15 protein-coding genes and 3 pseudogenes are annotated in these 18,074 nt (G+C 34.6%); all 18 read left to right on the forward strand.

Annotated features, from left to right (window positions below; genetic code table 11):
• The first annotated feature begins 1 nt into the window (after position 1).
• The 18 genes and pseudogenes from ortA to OEI98_RS06275 all read left to right on the forward strand — a co-directional run bounded on the left by ortA (position 2) and on the right by OEI98_RS06275 (position 18,072).
• Complete coding sequence (ortA, locus tag OEI98_RS06180; protein ID WP_004396513.1) at positions 2-307, forward strand: 2-amino-4-oxopentanoate thiolase subunit OrtA; 306 nt, start codon at positions 2-4, stop codon at positions 305-307.
• Positions 300-1,712 (forward strand): 2-amino-4-oxopentanoate thiolase subunit OrtB, encoded by a 1,413-nt coding sequence (gene ortB, locus OEI98_RS06185; RefSeq protein WP_266040257.1) that lies wholly within the window; start codon positions 300-302, stop codon positions 1,710-1,712. Before ortA ends, ortB begins: the two co-directional genes overlap by 8 nt.
• Positions 1,709-2,083, forward strand: a complete 375-nt coding sequence (locus OEI98_RS06190; RefSeq protein WP_266040260.1) for an ornithine aminomutase subunit alpha — start codon at positions 1,709-1,711, stop codon at positions 2,081-2,083. The genes ortB and OEI98_RS06190 overlap by 4 nt, the downstream gene beginning before the upstream one ends.
• Positions 2,073-4,277, forward strand: a complete 2,205-nt coding sequence (gene oraE, locus OEI98_RS06195; protein ID WP_266040262.1) for a D-ornithine 4,5-aminomutase subunit OraE — start codon at positions 2,073-2,075, stop codon at positions 4,275-4,277. The genes OEI98_RS06190 and oraE overlap by 11 nt, the downstream gene beginning before the upstream one ends.
• Positions 4,261-5,604, forward strand: a complete 1,344-nt coding sequence (locus tag OEI98_RS06200; RefSeq protein WP_266040264.1) for a GlmL-related ornithine degradation protein — start codon at positions 4,261-4,263, stop codon at positions 5,602-5,604. Before oraE ends, OEI98_RS06200 begins: the two co-directional genes overlap by 17 nt.
• A gap of 16 nt (positions 5,605-5,620) precedes the next feature.
• Positions 5,621-6,684, forward strand: a pseudogene (gene orr / locus OEI98_RS15280) (ornithine racemase Orr).
• Between the two features lie 86 nt (positions 6,685-6,770).
• A pseudogene (locus OEI98_RS15285) lies at positions 6,771-7,063 on the forward strand (VOC family protein).
• 94 nt (positions 7,064-7,157) lie between these two features.
• Positions 7,158-8,579 carry an ISLre2-like element ISTet1 family transposase gene (locus OEI98_RS06225; protein ID WP_003869387.1) on the forward strand — a complete coding sequence of 474 codons (1,422 nt, stop codon included), beginning with the start codon at positions 7,158-7,160 and terminating at the stop codon, positions 8,577-8,579.
• 177 nt (positions 8,580-8,756) lie between these two features.
• Positions 8,757-9,206, forward strand: a complete 450-nt coding sequence (locus tag OEI98_RS06230) for an RrF2 family transcriptional regulator (RefSeq protein WP_003868830.1) — start codon at positions 8,757-8,759, stop codon at positions 9,204-9,206.
• A 46-nt stretch (positions 9,207-9,252) separates the two neighbouring features.
• Positions 9,253-10,340 (forward strand): annotated as a pseudogene (mnmA, locus tag OEI98_RS06235) (tRNA 2-thiouridine(34) synthase MnmA).
• 91 nt (positions 10,341-10,431) lie between these two features.
• The gene (locus tag OEI98_RS06240) at positions 10,432-10,593 is read left to right on the forward strand and encodes a hypothetical protein (RefSeq protein WP_003869793.1); all 162 of its coding nucleotides are present in this window, start codon (positions 10,432-10,434) and stop codon (positions 10,591-10,593) included.
• Positions 10,594-10,610: 17 nt separating this feature from the next.
• Positions 10,611-11,636 (forward strand): AI-2E family transporter, encoded by a 1,026-nt coding sequence (locus OEI98_RS06245; RefSeq protein WP_004396485.1) that lies wholly within the window; start codon positions 10,611-10,613, stop codon positions 11,634-11,636.
• A gap of 113 nt (positions 11,637-11,749) precedes the next feature.
• Complete coding sequence (gene alaS, locus OEI98_RS06250) at positions 11,750-14,383, forward strand: alanine--tRNA ligase (RefSeq protein WP_266040278.1); 2,634 nt, start codon at positions 11,750-11,752, stop codon at positions 14,381-14,383.
• A 77-nt stretch (positions 14,384-14,460) separates the two neighbouring features.
• Positions 14,461-14,718 (forward strand): IreB family regulatory phosphoprotein, encoded by a 258-nt coding sequence (locus OEI98_RS06255; protein ID WP_003869796.1) that lies wholly within the window; start codon positions 14,461-14,463, stop codon positions 14,716-14,718.
• Positions 14,719-14,773: 55 nt separating this feature from the next.
• Positions 14,774-15,193 carry a Holliday junction resolvase RuvX gene (gene ruvX, locus OEI98_RS06260; protein WP_004396474.1) on the forward strand — a complete coding sequence of 140 codons (420 nt, stop codon included), beginning with the start codon at positions 14,774-14,776 and terminating at the stop codon, positions 15,191-15,193.
• A gap of 83 nt (positions 15,194-15,276) precedes the next feature.
• Complete coding sequence (locus OEI98_RS06265) at positions 15,277-15,564, forward strand: DUF1292 domain-containing protein (RefSeq protein WP_003869798.1); 288 nt, start codon at positions 15,277-15,279, stop codon at positions 15,562-15,564.
• Positions 15,565-15,789: 225 nt separating this feature from the next.
• Entirely contained in the window at positions 15,790-16,230 is a 441-nt protein-coding gene (locus tag OEI98_RS06270) for a Fur family transcriptional regulator (RefSeq protein ID WP_003869799.1), read from the forward strand.
• A gap of 159 nt (positions 16,231-16,389) precedes the next feature.
• Entirely contained in the window at positions 16,390-18,072 is a 1,683-nt protein-coding gene (locus OEI98_RS06275) for a ribonuclease J (RefSeq protein ID WP_019907639.1), read from the forward strand.
• The last annotated feature ends 2 nt before the right edge of the window (positions 18,073-18,074 follow it).

Consider the following 18,074-nt stretch of genomic DNA (forward strand, 5'->3'; position numbering starts at 1 on the left):
AATGGCTCAAAAAGGCGATTGGGTAAAAATTAAACAGGTAATTTTAGAACCAGAGGAAAGAGCTGAAAATATACCTCAAGATACAAAAGAGACTCCCTTGACAATGTGGGTTAAAGGTTTACTTTTACAAGATGGAGAGATTGGCGACACAGTCAAAATTAAGACTTTTACAGGCCGAATAGTGGAAGGAGTTTTAGTAGAAGTAAATCCCCGACATATTCACGATTTTGGCAATCCAATTCCTGAGCTTATAAAAGCAGGTATAAAAGCAAGAGAGATATTGTATGGCGGTGAAGAGAATGAGTAGGTATAAGGAAGTAATGGCAAGGAAAAACGAAATAATGAAAAAATCTTTAGGAATAGATTATGAGAGATTTGAATCAGGTGGAATTGCTTTTGACTATGAAAGAATGATGAAGGAAACAGGCTATACATTAGAAGAGATTATTAAAATACAAAGAGAAGCAAATGTAGGGGATACTCCACTTATAGAGCTTAAAAATTTAACAGAATTAGCGAGAAAAGTTTCATCAACTGGAAAAGCTGCCAGAATTTTTATAAAAGATGAAGCTTGTAACCCTTCAGGAAGCTTTAAAGAAAGGCGGGCTAGTGTTTCTATATATCACGCAAAACAAAAGGGATATAAGGGAGTCATAGCTGCTACTAGTGGTAATTACGGAGCAGCAGTGGCTTCACAAGCTGCCATGAAAGGTTTAAAATGCATTGTCGTCCAAGAAGCTTATGATAGCAGAGGCATAGGGCAGCCAGAAATATTGGAAAAAGGAAGAAAATGTGAAACATTTGGTGCAGAAGTGATACAATTAACTGTTGGACCGGAATTATTTTATGTAAACTTGATGCTATTAGAAGAGACGGGATATTTTAATGCTTCTTTGTACACTCCTTTTGGAGTTGCTGGTATTGAAACATTGGGATATGAAATAGCTCAGCAAGTAAAAGAGAGGACTGGCAAATTTCCTGATGTTGTTGTGGCCACCCATGCCGGTGGAGGCAATTTGACAGGTACTACGAGAGGACTTATAAAAGCAGGAGCTAGTCATACAAAGGTGTACGGAGCAAGTGTTGATTTGACAGGACTTCACATGGCCTCAGATAAAGATTTTAATAGAAAGTCTTTTACGACGGGACATACAGGATTTGGAATTCCTTTTGCGACTTGGCCGGATAGAGCAGATGTGCCTCGAAATGCTGCAAGGCCTTTAAGGTACATGGATGGGTATTACCTTGTCAAGCAAGGGGAAGTCTTTTACATGACAGAGCTTTTAGCTCAATTAGAAGGTTTAGAAAGAGGACCAGCGGGAAATACCTCTTTAGCGGCAGCTTTCAGTTTGGCACAGCAAATGGAAAATGACCAGATAATAGTGGTGCAGGAGACAGAATATACAGGGGCAGGTAAAAATCCAACGGCTCAGCTTACTTTTGCTATGCAAAACGGCATAAAAATTCTAGTAGGAAATCCTGATGATGAGATACCAGGACAAAATATAATTTTGCCTGAACATCCTTCTATGATAAAGGCAAGAGAAGTCAATCTTTCAAATTTGAAAAAATCCTATATTAAAAACTGTGTCCAACATTTTGGAATAATGCCTAAAGAGGAGGACATCAAGTTTTTAGCAGAAGATACTAAGTCCAGTGAAGAATTTGTGAAAGAAGTAATTTCAGAATTACAGAATGGAGGGTTAGTATGAGACGAGAAGATGATTTTGAAACAAGAAGCAAACACTTAAAGCACATGACAGATGAAGAATTAGACGCATATTTCTGGAAATTGGCAGAAAAAATTGTAGATCCTTTGATAGAGTTGGCATATTATCACACATCTCCATCTATTGAGCGTTCTGTGCTTTTACGAATGGGTTTTTCTAGTATTGAGGCAAAGGAGATTGTAAACAGAATTGAGGAAAGAGGGCTTTTGCCAAAAGGAGCAGGAAATATTGTGTTGAAAGTTGCAGAAAGGGTTAAAAAGGATTACCTCACTGTCGGAAAATCCATAGCTAATGGAGAGTACCTGGAGGTGCTTGATGATATAGCAAGGGAGGCTAGTAAAAATGAAGCTTGAAAAGGATAAAAAAATAGATATTGAAGAAATTTTAAAGGATTTGGACAAATATGTGCCTAGGAGAAGAGGATGGCACTGGAGAGAGGATGTAGGTAAACACAAAATTGGCGATTTTGAGTATTATCAGGTTTCAAAACCACTTAAAAACAGTATTCCTTTACCTGCTGCAAAACACTTTGGAAACATTGACCCTCAGCCAGATTGTGTGATAACCACAGAAATAGCTTCAGGAAGGTTTGAAGATGATATAAGGCGCATGAGAATGGCAGCATGGCATGGAGCAGACCACATAATGGTTATTAGAACGTTAGGACAAAGCCATTTTGATGGACTCATTGAAGGAACACCTGAAGGTGTAGGAGGAGTTCCTATTTCGAGAAAACAAATAAGAGCGACGAGAAAAGCATTGGATTTAATTGAAGATGAGGTCGGTAGGCCTATAAACTTTCACTCTTATGTAAGTGGGATAGCCGGTCCTGAAGTAGCTGTTATGTTCGCTGAAGAAGGGGTAAATGGTGCCCATCAAGACCCTCAGTACAATGTCCTTTATAGAAATATAAACATGGTAAGGTCTTTTGTAGATGCAGCAGTTGCTAAGAAAATAATGGCAGATGCTAATATACTTCAAATTGATGGTGCTCACAATGCCAATGCAACAGCAAAATATGGATGGAAAGTTATGCCTGAACTTTTAGTTCAGCACGCTATAAATACACTTTATTCGAGAAAAGTAGGAATGAAACCAGAAAACATAGCCTTATCTACAGTGCCACCAAATGCTCCACCAACTCCTTCCATACGTTTGGATTTGCCGTATGCAGTAGCTTTGAGGCAGCTTTTTAAAGATTATAAAATGAGAGCGCAAATGAACACAAAGTATATCGAACACGATATGAGAGAAGCAACTGTAACACATGTGCTTAACCTTTTAATATCTCGATTGACCTCAGCAGATATACAAAGTACTATTACTCCTGATGAGGGAAGAAATGTCCCATGGCATTACAACAATATCAACGCGATAAACACTGCTAAACAAGCCCTTATCGGCATGGACGGTCTAAAAGAGATGGTAAAACTCAATTTTGATGGGGAGTTAGGGAAAAAAGTCAGAGAATTAAAAATGAGAGCTATTCTCTTTATGGAGGAAATTTTAGAAGTTGGGGGATACTTTAAGGCAGTAGAAGAAGGTTTCTTTGTGGATTCAGGCTATTATCCAGAGAGAAATGGAGATGGCATTGTAAGAACTATAAATGGCGGTATTGGCGCCGGTACTGTTTACAAAAGAGATAAAGACTATATTGCACCAGTATGCTCTCACTTTGGATATAACAATTTGCCAGAAGGGCTTAATAAACCTTGCGATTTAATAGATGGATGTACTCTTTGCAAGCATGAGAAAATCCATTATATAGACGAATTAGATGAGAATGACAATGTAGAAAATAGATTGAAAGAAACTGTTGAGTACAGAAAAGGAGATAAAATAAAGCCAGAAGTTGAATGGGCAGGAGACGGCATAATAAGCATGAACCTATTTTTGCCTGTAAATGAAAGGACTGCTGAATACGCGGCTATTAAATACGCAGAAAAGCTGGGGCTTACTGATGTAGTCGTTTTAGGTAAACTTCCAATGCATCCTGCAGAGGGAACGTACGTGGAAGTAAGAGGGCGTGTTCAATTTTCTATTGACAAAAATGAATTAGAAATACCGCCGGAAGAGGAAATACTTTCAGATGAGGAAATAGAAGAAGATATTAAGAGAAAGCCTATGAAGGTGGTTGCTGCAACTGTAGGAAATGATGAACATTCTGTGGGCTTAAGAGAGATTTTGGACATAAAACACGGTGGAATTGAAAAATACGGCATAAAATTTACTTACCTTGGTACTTCTTGTCCTGTAGAAAAGTTAGTTGATGCAGCTATAGAGGAAAATGCTGATGCTATTTTAGCTAGCACTATAATAACCCATGATGATGTCCATATAAAGAATATGAAAAAAATTCACGACCTCTGTGTAGAAAAGGGAATAAGGGATAAAGTAATTTTAGTAGGTGGAGGTACGCAAATTACAAACGACCTTGCTAAAAGTGTTGGCTTTGATGCAGGATTTGGAAGAGGTACAAAAGGAAATCAAGTGGCAAGTTTTTTAGTTAAAAAAAGAAGGGAAAAGGAAAATGAGGAAAACAATTGACATACTTGTAGCCGAGATTGGAAGTACTACGACAACTGTAAATGCTTTTGTTCTGGGCAGTGATCCTGTTTTTATAGGTCAGGGGATGGCTCCTACCACAGTCTTAGATGGGGATGTGAATATTGGTCTTGTGGGGGCTATTGAGAATTTAAAAGATAAAATTGGAGATTTTGTATATAGTGAGATGCTTGCTTGTAGCAGTGCTGCTGGTGGCCTCAAAATGACTGTACATGGCTTAGTCTACGACATGACTGTAAGGGCAGCTAAAGAGGCTGCCCTTGGGGCAGGAGCCAATATAAAACTTATAACAGCAGGAAAACTGAGAAGAACGGATTTAGAAAAAATAAAACAAATAAAACCAAACATAATACTTTTAGCAGGTGGAGTGGATTACGGAGATAGAGAAACTGCTCTTTATAATGGAGAAAAATTGGCGGAATTAAAGTTGAATGTGCCAGTAATTTATGCAGGCAACATAGAAAATAGAGAAGAAATTTCCCACATTTTTCAAGAAGCCGGTCAGGAAGTATACATTGTAGACAATGTTTATCCATCAATTGATAATTTAAATGTAGAACCGACAAGAAAAATGATTCAGAAAGTTTTTGAAAAGCATATTGTAACAGCGCCAGGTATGAGTAAAGTAAAAGAATTGGTGACAGGAAATATAATCCCAACGCCAGGTGCTGTCATGGAATGTGCTATACTTCTTTACAATGACATAGGTGATTTGATGGCAGTCGATATAGGTGGAGCTACTACAGATGTTCATTCTGTTACTGAAGGAAGCGATGAAATACAAAAAATAACTGTAAATCCAGAGCCTTTGGCTAAACGCACAGTAGAGGGGGATTTAGGGGTTTTTGTTAATTCAAGAAATTTATTTGATTTGTGCGGAGAGGATATATATAAAAAATTCAGTAATGCAGATGAACTAATAAACAATATAAAGCCAGTACCCCAAAAAGAAGAAGAAAAAGAATTTGTGTTGTATCTTGCAAGCAAGGCATTAGAAGTGGCAGTAAAGCGTCACGCAGGTAAATTAAGCAGTTATTTTGGACCTACAGGAAGAACCTTTTATGTGGAAGGAAGAGATTTGACAAATGTTAAATGGATAATGGGTACCGGTGGAATATTTTCAAGACTTGAAGGAGGAGAAAAATTATTAGAAAATATAAATGATGGAGGAAGTGGAAAAGAGCTTTATCCTCCTTCATCGGCAAAAGTTTTAATTGACAGAGATTATATCATGGCGGCTTGTGGTGTTTTGTCTAAGAAATATCCTGACGAAGCTTTGAAATTAATCAAAAATAGCTTATGTATTTAGAAATGGGGGAGATTAAGTGTATCCCTTGTTGAGAATAAACTTAGAAAAACTTCGAAAAAATACGCAAACTATCGTTAATTTGTGTGAAAAGAGAAATATAAAGGTAGTAGGTGTTACAAAAGTTTTTTGTGCTATTCCAGAAGTAGCACAGACGATGGTAAAGGGTGGAGTGGAAATCTTAGGAGATTCTCGAATTAAAAATTTAAAAAAATTACAACATATACCGGTACCTAAAATGCTTCTTCGAATTCCCATGAAAAGTGAAGTGGAAGAAGTTATAAAATATGCAGATATAAGCCTAAACTCAGAAATAGATACAATAAAAAGCCTATCGGAAGAGGCAAAAAAACAAAGGAAAATTCATGAAATAATCCTAATGGTAGACTTAGGGGATTTGAGAGAGGCGTATTGAAAGAGGATGTTATTCCAATAGTAGAACAAATAGTAAAACTAGAAGGTATAAGATTAAGGGGAATAGGTACTAATTTAACTTGTTATGGTTCGGTTATTCCTACGCCAGATATATTAGAAGAGCTTGTGGAAATAAAAAATTCTATCAACAAAAAATTCAACTTGAATTTAGATATAGTCTCAGGAGGAAACTCAAGCAGTCTGTACTTAGTTCAAAATGGTCTCATACCAAGAGGAATAACGCAACTTAGAATAGGAGAAGCTATTGTCTTAGGTAGGGAAACGGCTTTTGGAGACAGAATTCCCCATACTTATGACGATGTATTTACTTTAGAAGCACAGATAGTCGAATTAAAAGAAAAACCTTCTTATCCACGAGGTATATTAGGAATGGACGCTTTTGGAGAAAGACAAGTATATGTGGATAGAGGGATAATGAAAAGGGCAATTTTGGCTGTAGGAAAACAGGATGTCAATATGAATGACCTAATTCCTATGGACAGTTCTATTGAATTAATAGGTTCAAGCAGTGACCATTTAATTGTTAATGTTACAAATTCCCAATATCCGTATAAGGTAGGAGATATAATAAAGTTCAAGCTGAGATATGGAGGGATTTTATCCTGCTCTACATCTGAATATGTAGAAAAAGTCATTGAAGAGGCGTAAAAAATGCGCCTCTTTTTGCATTATGAAAAATTTGAAGGGATTGCTATAATAGAGTGAGGAATAATATTTTTTAGGAGGGTTTTAAAATGATAATAGGTTTAGGGCATGTAGCCTACAAAGTCACAGATATTGACAGAAGCATAGAGTTTTATTGTAAAAAATTAGGTCTAAAAGAAGCATTTAGGTTAAACCATGAAAATGGAGAATTAATGCTTGTATATCTAAAAGTGGCGGAGGGACAATTCATTGAATAAAGGGGCAGCCTATGATGGGGGCAGATGGAAATTATCAATATTGGATAGAAGACCCTGATGGAAATAGAATAGAACTAATGCAAATAATGCCGGGTTCTTTGCAAGATAAAGCAAAAGAATTATAGAAAACATAGTGTAAAATTATCGTAGGATTTTTAGATGATAAAAAAACAAGAGACAACCCCTGTGATAAAATAGATTGTGGAAAACCAAAAAAACATGAAAGGGGTGTCTCTTGTGAAAAAAATTAAGTTTGAAGATATTATACTACAAAATGCATGTAATTACATCAATAATGTGATAGAAATTTTTAAAAAGTTATTAGAAGAAGGGATGGATATAACAGAACTTTCATTAAAAGTTAGAGAAATGGTAGACAAATTAGGTATAGAAACAATGGTAGCAATTATAGAAGAATTAGATAAGATAATAAAAGAAGACAAGAGAAGGAAAGAGAAATGGGTAGTAGAAAGGGAAGATGAAAAGACTTTAATAACGACAGTAGGAGAAATAAAATATAAAAGGACATATTACAAATCAAAAGAAGATGGGAGATACACCTACTTAACAGATGACGCATTAGGGATAGGTAGGCATGAGAGGATAGAAGAAGGAGTAAAAGTAAAGATAGTAGAAAAAGCGACAGAAGAATCCTATGAAAAAAGCAGTAAAGAAGCAAGCCCAGTAGAATTAAGTAGACAGACAGTATTAAATGCAATAAGAGAGATAGGAGAAGTAGAAATAAAAAAAGAAGTAGAAGAAAAGAAAGAAATAAAAGTATTATACATAGAAGCAGATGAAGACCACGTATCCTTACAAGACGGGGGAAAAGAAATGCCACGACTTGTATACATACATGAAGGCAAAGAGACAAAGAACGGTAGGTCTGAGCTAAAGAATGTCCATTACAAAGCATATGTAGGACAAAAGCCAGAAGACATATGGATAGACGTAGCAAATTACATAAATGACAATTACAAAGAAGAAAAAATAGAGAAGATATACATAGCAGGTGATGGAGCAAGATGGATAAAAGAAGGGATAGAGTGGATACCAAAATCAAGATTTGTATTAGACAGGTATCATTTAAACAAATACATACTCATGGCAACATCGAAAGAGCCAAGATATAGAGATAGGATATGGAGAGCAATAAATGAAGGGAATGAAAAAGAATTAAAAGAAGCATTTAATGAACTATCAAAAATAGCACAAACAGAGCAAGAGAAGAAGAAAATAAGGGAAGTAAAGAAATACATATTAAACAACTGGGAAGGGATAAAAATATACAAAGAAGATGAGGATGCAATAGGGTGCAGTGCAGAAGGGCATATAAGCCATGTATTTTCAGACAGGTTAAGCAGGAACCCATTAGGATGGAGTAGAGAAGGATTAAAGCTAATGGCGAAATTAAGAGTATTTAAGAAAAATGGAGGCAATTTAAGAGAAGTAGAATGGCGTAAAAAGCGCAAAAACAACAATGAAGGTTATAAATTAACAAAGAAGCAAATAAAAGAGGCAGTAAAGAGAGCTAAAACGTATACAAAAGAACAAATAAACAATATTACAGTATTAAACATGGGCAAAGTAACACCAATATATAGAATTTTAAAAGCAATAAAATATGAAAGAGTGATATAAAAAACACATAATAATGGAAACCTTGATTTAAGCAATTTCAGGGGTTGTCTTTAAAAAAATATCCTACAGTATCTTGACACTATCTATAGAAAATTAAGTGTTGACAACCACTTTTTTAAGTGGTATTCTTTTTGTTGAAATCCGGGTAAAATAGTAGGAATTCAGGGGTGGATAATCGTGAAACTATCTACAAAAGGTCGATATGGGATACAAGCTATGTTTGAATTAGCTCTTTACTACGGGGAGGGCCCGATTTCTTTAAAAACTATAGCAGAAAATGAGGGACTTTCTGAGCATTATTTAGAACAGCTTATAGCAATTCTTAGAAAAGCTGACCTTGTGAAAAGTGTCAGAGGAGCACAGGGAGGATATATGCTAGCAGCTCCTCCTGATAAGATAACCGTTGGAGATGTGATAAGAACATTGGAAGGATCACTGGCTCCTGCAGATTGCGTTTTGGAAGATACTCCTTTTGAGTGCAGCAGAGCAGGAGGTTGTCCGACGAAGTTGGTGATGGAAAGAATAAGAGACAGTATAAATAAAGTGATAGACTCTATTACTTTACAGGATATGGTGGATGATTACAGGCGATTAAATCAAAAAAGTGCTTTTATGTATTACATTTAGGGAAATAATAATTTTAGGACTTTTAAGGGAGGATTTTATATATAATATGGAGATAAACAATAGAGTAGCAATTGGAATGAGTGGAGGAGTAGATAGCTCTGTAGCTGCATATCTTTTAAAAAAGAAGGATTTGATGTTATAGGCCTTACAATGAAAGTATGGGTAGACCATGAAGCTAAAGCTTTTGATAGCGATAAGAGCTGTTGTTCTTTAAGAGCTACACAAGATGCAAAAAAAGTTGCAGAGATGTTGGGAGTACCTCATTACACAGTTGATTTTAGTGAAGTCTTTTATGATAAAATAGTAAATTATTTTATCAATGAATATTTAAAAGGAAGGACTCCTAATCCTTGTGTATTGTGTAATAGGCAAATAAAATTTGGAGAGCTTCTAGAGAAAGCATTTGAGTTGGGAGCTTATTACATTGCTACAGGCCATTATGTCAGAAAAGACTATGATGAAAAAACAAAAAGATATTTATTAAAAAAAGGTATAGATTCTTCTAAGGATCAAAGCTATGTCTTATATCGTTTGACACAGAAGCAGTTAGAACATGCTCTTTTCCCTTTAGGAAATTACAAAAAAGAAGAAATAAGAGCTTTGGCAGAGGAGTTAAAGCTACCTGTTGCTAAAAAGCCAGAGAGTCAAGAAATTTGTTTTATCCCAGATAATGATTACAGCGGATTTATAAAAAGGCAAGTTAAAGATGAAATAAAGCCAGGAGAATTTAGAGATGTTCACGGTAAATTTTTAGGGTATCATAAAGGAATAATACACTATACAATTGGTCAGAGAAGAGGATTGGGTTTATCTTCTGATAGACCTTTATACGTCGTGGATATAGATGTGAAAAACAATGTGGTTGTTGTTGGACATCAAGAAGATGTGTGGGGAGAGGAGCTAATATCCTCAAATAACAATTTTATTTCCATTGAAAAACTTAAAAGGGAAATGAAGGTAACTGCAAAAATACGCTACACAGCTAAAGAAGAAGAGGCTATAATAAAGCCATATGAAGAAGATAAAGTATTAGTAAAATTTTTAAAACCTCAAAGAGCTATAACTCCAGGACAATCAGTTGTCTTCTACGATAAAGATGTAGTAGTAGGAGGAGGAATAATTGAAAAAAGGTGAGATAGTGCACACAAAAAGTGTGCATTTTTTATTTTAAAGAGGGAAATCTATAAAAAGCAGAAACTTTTTTAGATTTCAAAGGAGGGCTTTTATGAATAGAGACAAATATATAAAGGGATTTTTGGCAGGAATAGTAGCTGCTGCATATATAATTCCCAAAATAGATATGAGAAAATATAGACGTTATAAAGATATGATAGAAAAAAATATGACAAAAATATGGCGTACAATGAACAAAATAAAAATTAGATAGATTTTTCAGGTGATAAAATGCAAGTTAAAAAAGTGTATCTACTTTTTTTAATCATTGGTGCCATAGGCTTATTGTATTTTTTTATAAAGAATTGGGTGAGTATTAAAAATATACTTTCCCCTTTTTTTGTTTCCGCTTTAATAGCCTATTTATTAAATCCAATGGTAAAATTTTTTAATTCAAAGGGCTTTTCTACTTTTTTGTCTATTCTTCTAGTGTTTTTAATTGTTGCTTTGGTAATACTATTTTTTTCTTTTTACATTCTCCCTTTGTTGATAAATGAAATAGTTATTTTTGTGAAAATGATACCTTTCTATACTGAAGAACTACAAAAAATTTTGATTCAACTAAAATTTAACTATTTTTCTTATTTGCCACCTCAATTTGAAAAAGTTTTAGATAAAAATTTGAATGCCCTAAATAATCTTTTTGCCTCTCGTGTCGATTTGGTTTTTAAATCTACTGTTGCAATATTAAAAGATATTATAGACGTGATAATTGTACCGATTATTACTTTTTATCTTTTAAAAGATAAAAATGTATTTGAAAAAGAAATTGAAAGAATGATTCCCTCCAAATATCATGATAGTTTTTTTGCTCTTTTAAAAAAAATAGACAAAATTTTAAGTAAATACATAAGAGCACAAATATATCTTTCTATCTTTGTTGCTATTTTTACAAGTATAGGCCTTTCTCTAATTAAAGTTAAATATGCTTTTTTAATAGGAATATTGGCAGGAATATTAAATATAATTCCCTACATAGGGCCTATCTTGTCAATTATTCCTGCTGTTTTAATAGGGCTCCTTGATTCTTTATCTAAAGGCTTTTGGGCTTTACTTGTGTGTCTTTTAGTGCAACAGATAGAAAATGCCTTTATAACACCTAAAATAATTAGCGACAGTGTAGGGCTTCATCCTATTACAGTGATTTTTTCATTGATTGCAGGAGAGGAACTTTTTGGCGTCTGGGGGCTTTTATTATCTGTGCCTGTTGTAGCAATAGGGAAAGTTATTGTAACAGAAATTTTTATTGAGAAATAAACCAGTTATTGACTTGTTATATTCAATCTTGTATAATATACTCAAAAAAGAGCGGGTAAAAGCCCGTCCCCAAATTTGGGACGGTTTTTATTGTATCAAAAAGGAGGATTTTTATGGAAAAACTCGGGATGAACGAAATTAGAGAAAAATTTTTAAGCTTTTTTGAAAGCAAAGGGCACCTGAGACTACCAAGTTTTTCTCTAATTCCTAAAAATGATAAAAGTTTATTATTAATTAATTCTGGAATGGCTCCTTTAAAACCCTATTTTACAGGAAAAGAAACTCCCCCCAGCAAACGAGTAACTACTTGCCAAAGATGTATAAGGACACCGGATATTGAAAGAGTGGGTAAAACAGCACGTCACGGTACTTTTTTTGAAATGTTGGGTAACTTTTCTTTTGGTGATTATTTCAAAAAAGAAGCTATTCCGTGGGCCTGGGAATTTGTAACAGAAATTTTGAAGTTGCCAGTTGACAGGTTATGGGTATCAATTTATGAGGAAGACGATGAAGCATTTGAGATTTGGAATAAAATAGTTGGGTTACCTCCTGAAAGAATTGTGAGGATGGGGAAAGAAGATAATTTCTGGGAGATTGGCACAGGACCTTGTGGCCCCTCTTCAGAGATTTATTTTGACAGAGGTGAAGAAAAAGGCTGTGGGAAGCCTACTTGTGGAGTTGGCTGTGATTGCGATAGGTTTATTGAATTCTGGAATTTAGTTTTTACCCAGTTTAATAAAGACGAACGAGGAAATTATCACAGGTTGCCAAATCCAAATATTGATACAGGCATGGGACTTGAGAGGATAGCCACAATAATGCAGGGAGTCGACAGCATATTTGATGTAGACGTAATAAGAGGCATTACTAATTTTGTGTCTAAGATTGCGGAAGTAGAATATGGAAAAGATGCAGAAAAAGATGTGTCTTTGAGAGTTATCACTGACCATATAAGAGGGATAACTTTCATGATATCAGATGGAATCCTGCCTTCTAATGAAGGAAGAGGCTATGTTTTGAGAAGGCTTTTAAGAAGGGCTGCAAGGCACGGTAAATTGCTGGGGATAAACGATACCTTCTTGTATAAAGTGGTTGATTCAGTCATAGAAAATTATGGAGAGGCATATCCTGAAATAATTGAGAGAAAGGACTATATAAAGCGAATAATCAAACTGGAAGAAGAAAGATTTAAGGAGACAATAGACCAAGGACTTACAATTTTACAAGATTATATAAGCGAACTAAAAGTACAAGGAAAAACCGTATTAGAAGGTTCTAAAGCTTTTAAACTATACGATACCTATGGGTTCCCATTGGATTTAACAAAAGAAATTTTGCAAGAAGCTGGCATTACTGTTGATGAAGAAGGATATACAAAGGAGTTGGAGAAACAAAGGATAAGAGCGAGAAGCAGCAGAAAAGAAGATAATAGTTTGTGGGAACAAGACATATATTCTACTTTAGGAGATATTAAAACAAAATTTGTGGGATATGATACTTATGAAAGCGATTCAAAAGTTTTAGCTATTGTAAAAGATGAAGAGCTTGTTGAGGAAGCAGAAGCTGGAGATGATGTGAGTATCATATTAGATGTTACTCCTTTCTATGCTGAAAGTGGTGGGCAGATAGGAGACAAGGGAGTTCTAGAGAATGAAAATGCTTTGATAAAAGTAAATGACTGTAAAAAAATAGGAGATAAGTTTATACACACTGGAACAATTGAAAGAGGTTTAATTTCAGTAGGAGATGAAGTAAAAGCTCAAATTGATGTGGTAAGTCGAAGGAATGCTGCAAGAAACCACACTGCAACTCATCTTCTTCATAAAGCCCTAAAGGAGATTTTAGGCGACCATGTTCATCAAGCTGGTTCTCTTGTGGCTGATGATCGATTAAGATTTGATTTTTCACATTATCAAGCTGTGACTAAAGAAGAGCTAAAGCAAATAGAAAATAGGGTTAATGAAAAGATATACCAAAGTTTAAATGTGCATATTGAAGAAAAAACTTATGATGAGGCAGTGAAAGAAGGGGCTGTTGCGTTATTTACAGAAAAGTATGGGGATAAAGTAAGGGTTGTAAAAATTGATGATTACAGCATGGAACTTTGCGGTGGAACTCATGTTAAAAATACTAACGAAATAGGGATTTTTAAGATTGTATCTGAAAGTGCAGTTGGTGCAGGTTTAAGAAGAATTGAAGCTTTAACAGGACTTGCTGCAATAAAATATTTAGGAGAGAAAGAAGAAATATTAAAAGAGGCTTCTGATTTATTAAAAGTCCAAGATAAAGAGATAATTTCAAAAATTGAGAGTTTGCAGCAAGTTTTAAAGACAAAAGATAAAGAGATAGAACAATTAAAAATAAAAATGGCTTCTATTTTGGCTGATAGTTTAATCAATTCTGCTATTTCATTAGATGGTATAAAAGTAGTGGTTTCAAAGGTTGAAGATTATGATAGTGAGGCTTTGAAGGCATTAGGAGATATTTTAAAAGATAAATTAAAAATTGCTGCAGTAGTATTAGCATCTTCTACCCCAGAAAAAGCTATATTTGTCGGTATGGCTACTAAAGATGTTGTTCAAAAAGGGATAAACATGGGAGCTATTATTAAAGAGGTGTGCAAAGTATCTGAAGGAAATGGCGGTGGAAGACCAGACATGGCTCAAGGAACAGGCAAAAATCTATCTAAGGTAGATGAAGCGTTAAACAAAGCGATAGATATTGTAAAAGAACAGTTAAAAAATTGAGAAAAGCTTGACTAGCCAAGTAAATATAGGTTATTATAAAGTTGATGGTAGTTAAATGTATCTAGAGGTGATATATTATGGTAGATAAAAACGAACAGACTCTGAGGTATCACGTTACAACTGATAGAAAAACTGTTAAAGAGATATTGACAGCAGTGTATGAAGCACTTTCTGAAAAAGGTTATAATCCAATTAATCAAATAGTAGGTTATATATTGTCTGGGGACCCTACTTATATAACCAGCCATAAAAATGCGAGAAATTTGATAAGAAAAATTGAAAGAGATGAATTAGTAGAAGAACTTTTGAGAGAGTATTTGTCTTCCCAAAAATAAGAAAAATGAAATTGCCTCACTTTGTGTGAGGCAATTTTAGAATGGAGAGGTTTCTTTGAGGATTATGGGTTTAGATGTGGGGGATAAAACAATCGGGGTAGCTATAAGTGACTTATCAGGCACAATTGCACAGGGACTTACTACTATTAAAAGAAGTAGTAACAAAAAAGATTTTGAGAGAATAAAACAAATAATAAATGAATATGAAGTGGGAATGATAATTGTAGGATTGCCTAAGAATATGAATGGCACTTTGGGGCCACAGGGACAAAAAGTTATGAGATTTGTTGAACACTTGAAGGAAGCTTTTAGTATACCAATAATCTTGTGGGATGAAAGGCTTACTACAGTAGAAGCACAAAGGGTTTTAATAGAAAAAGCTGATATAAGTAGGGCAAAGAGAAAAGTAGTAATTGATAAGCTGGCTGCAGTTCTTATACTTCAGAACTACTTAGATTCACAAAAAAATAAATAAATAAATTTTTATTAAAAACTTGACAGTCTTTTTGGTATGTTATACAATTACATTATCTTGAAGTAGAATTGAGGTGAAATAGTATGGAACCAGAAATCATTCAGCTAATCGACGAGCACGGCCATGAAGTAGACTTCGAACTTGTAGCATCATTTGACCTTGACGATACCAGGTATGCAGTTGTGGTCCCTGTCGATGGTGATGGAGAAGATGCTTACATCCTGAGAGTGGAACAAGATGAAAATGGCAATGATATTTTTGTAGGGATTGAAGACGAAGATGAGTTCAATGATGCTGTCGAAGCATACAATGAGCTGATGGAAGAGTATGAAGAATATTATGATGATGAAGATTTTGACGATGAAGAGTAAATTAAAATTAGAATGAAATTAATTAAGATATACCGTTTTGGTATATCTTAATTTTATATACCCACAAAATTTAATTTCTATGTAAAATGGAAATTGGATTCTCAATTGAAATATCTCTGTCCACTATAAAATTTGATATTTACTAAAAAATCGAAAAAAATATTTGACAATTGAAAATGAATATCATAAACTAATATTAGTTGATATTATTTGGCGGTGATTTAGATGAATGAAATTGAAAAATTTAAAGAAAAATTAAAAGATAAGGGATATAAGTTGACAACTCAAAGGCGTGTGATATTGGACGTCATTATGGAAAATAGGGATAAACATCTTTCCTCTGAGGAAATATATGACCTTGTAAGGCTAAAATATCCTGAAATAGGGCTTGCTACAGTTTATAGGACCCTTCAGTTATTTGAGGAATTAGGTATTGTCTATAAATTAAATTTTGACGATGGTCGAAATAGATACGAGCTATATCATAATGAAAACCATCAGCATCATCATTTGATTTGTTTAAAATGCGGAGCAGTTATAGAAATGGAAGGAGACCTTTTGGAGAATTTAGAAGAGGCAATAGAAGAGACTAAAGATTTTGAAATAATAGATCATAATGTGAAATTTTTTGGTTATTGTAGCAAATGTAGGAGCAGGTATAATTAAACTTATAGTGAGATTTTGGATTTTGTTTAAGAAATAATTTACATTAATAGGGTTGAAGTATTTTTTCAAATAAAGTATAATTTATATTAACTGGTGTAAGGTACGGGTAAGTTTTTTTGGGTTTTTGGGGGAAAATAAAATTAAAGCTAAAAATATCTAATGAAAGGAGATAAGTATTTGGCACACAAGGCAAAACTTAAAATCATTCCTTTGGGCGGGTTAAATGAGATCGGCAAAAACATGACTGTTTTTGAATTCGGAAACGACATAATAGTTGTGGATTGCGGTCTCGCTTTTCCAGATGATGAAATGTTGGGAATAGATTTGGTCATTCCCGACATTACTTATTTATTGAAAAATAGGGAAAAGGTTAAGGCAATTGTTTTAACACATGGTCATGAAGACCATATTGGAGCTTTACCATATGTCTTAAAGCAACTTAATGTTCCTGTATATGGGACTCGTCTGACTATAGGTTTAGTAGAATATAAGTTAAAAGAGCATGGTATTTTAAAAGATAGTAAATTGATAACGGTGAAGCCAAGAGAGATTGTCGAAATTGGTCAGTTTAAAGTGGAGTTTATAAGAACCTCTCATAGCATTGCAGATTCTGCGGCTTTAGCTATTCATACTCCTGTTGGGACGGTTTTCCACTCGGGGGATTTCAAAGTAGACTTTACCCCTATAGGGGGAGAAATACCAGACTTACACCGCTTTGCCCAGTTAGGGGAAAAAGGGGTACTAGTAATGCTATGTGATAGTACCAATATTGAAAGACCGGGTTATACCATGTCAGAAAGGACAGTGGGAGAGACTTTTGACAGTATATTTAGAAAAGCAGAACAACGAATCATAGTGGCAACTTTTGCTTCTAACATCCACAGAGTTCAACAAATTATAGATTCTGCGCACAAGTATGGAAGAAAGGTTGCTATTTCAGGCAGAAGCATGTTAAATGTAGTTAATGTAGCGATGGAATTAGGCTATTTAATTGTTCCTGATGGCCTTTTGATTGATATTGATGAAGCCAATAAATTGCCTCATGATAAAGTTGTCATTATAACGACAGGCAGCCAAGGGGAACCTATGTCAGCTCTTACCAGAATGGCTTCTTCTGAGCATAAAAAAGTAGAGATTGTACCGGGAGATACAGTGATAATTTCTGCTTCTGCTATTCCGGGAAATGAAAAACTTATTTCTCGCGTCATCAACCAATTATTTAAAAAAGGTGCCAATGTAATTTATGAAGCATTGGCAGATATTCACGTATCGGGTCACGCCTGTCAAGAAGAGATTAAGCTACTTCATACATTAATAAAACCTAAATTTTTCATTCCTGTTCATGGAGAATACAGACATTTAGTTCAGCATGCTAAGCTTGCAGAGACTTTAGGAATGCCTCCACAAAATATCTTTGTAGTAGATAATGGGACAGTATTAGAGTTTACAAAAAATTCTGGAAGGATTGCGGGAACAGTAACAGCAGGGAAAGTGTTGGTAGATGGCTTGGGAGTTGGAGATGTAGGGAATATCGTTTTAAGAGATAGAAAACATTTGGCTCAAGATGGCTTGTTAGTAGTGGTGGTTACTATTTCTAAAGAGACTGGAGGAATTATAGCGGGTCCCGACATAATTTCCAGAGGATTTGTATATGTGAGAGAATCAGAGGATTTAATGGAGGAATCCAAAAATATTGTCAGAGATGTGTTATCAAAGTGTGAGAAAGAGGAAGTTAGCGAATGGGCTACTATAAAATCAATGATAAAAGACAATTTAAGCAGCTTCTTATATGAAAAAACTAAGAGAAATCCTATGATATTGCCAATCATAATGGAAATTTAACC

This window comes from Thermoanaerobacter sp. RKWS2 (assembly GCF_026240795.1).
GTDB classification, from domain to species: domain Bacteria; phylum Bacillota; class Thermoanaerobacteria; order Thermoanaerobacterales; family Thermoanaerobacteraceae; genus Thermoanaerobacter; species Thermoanaerobacter ethanolicus.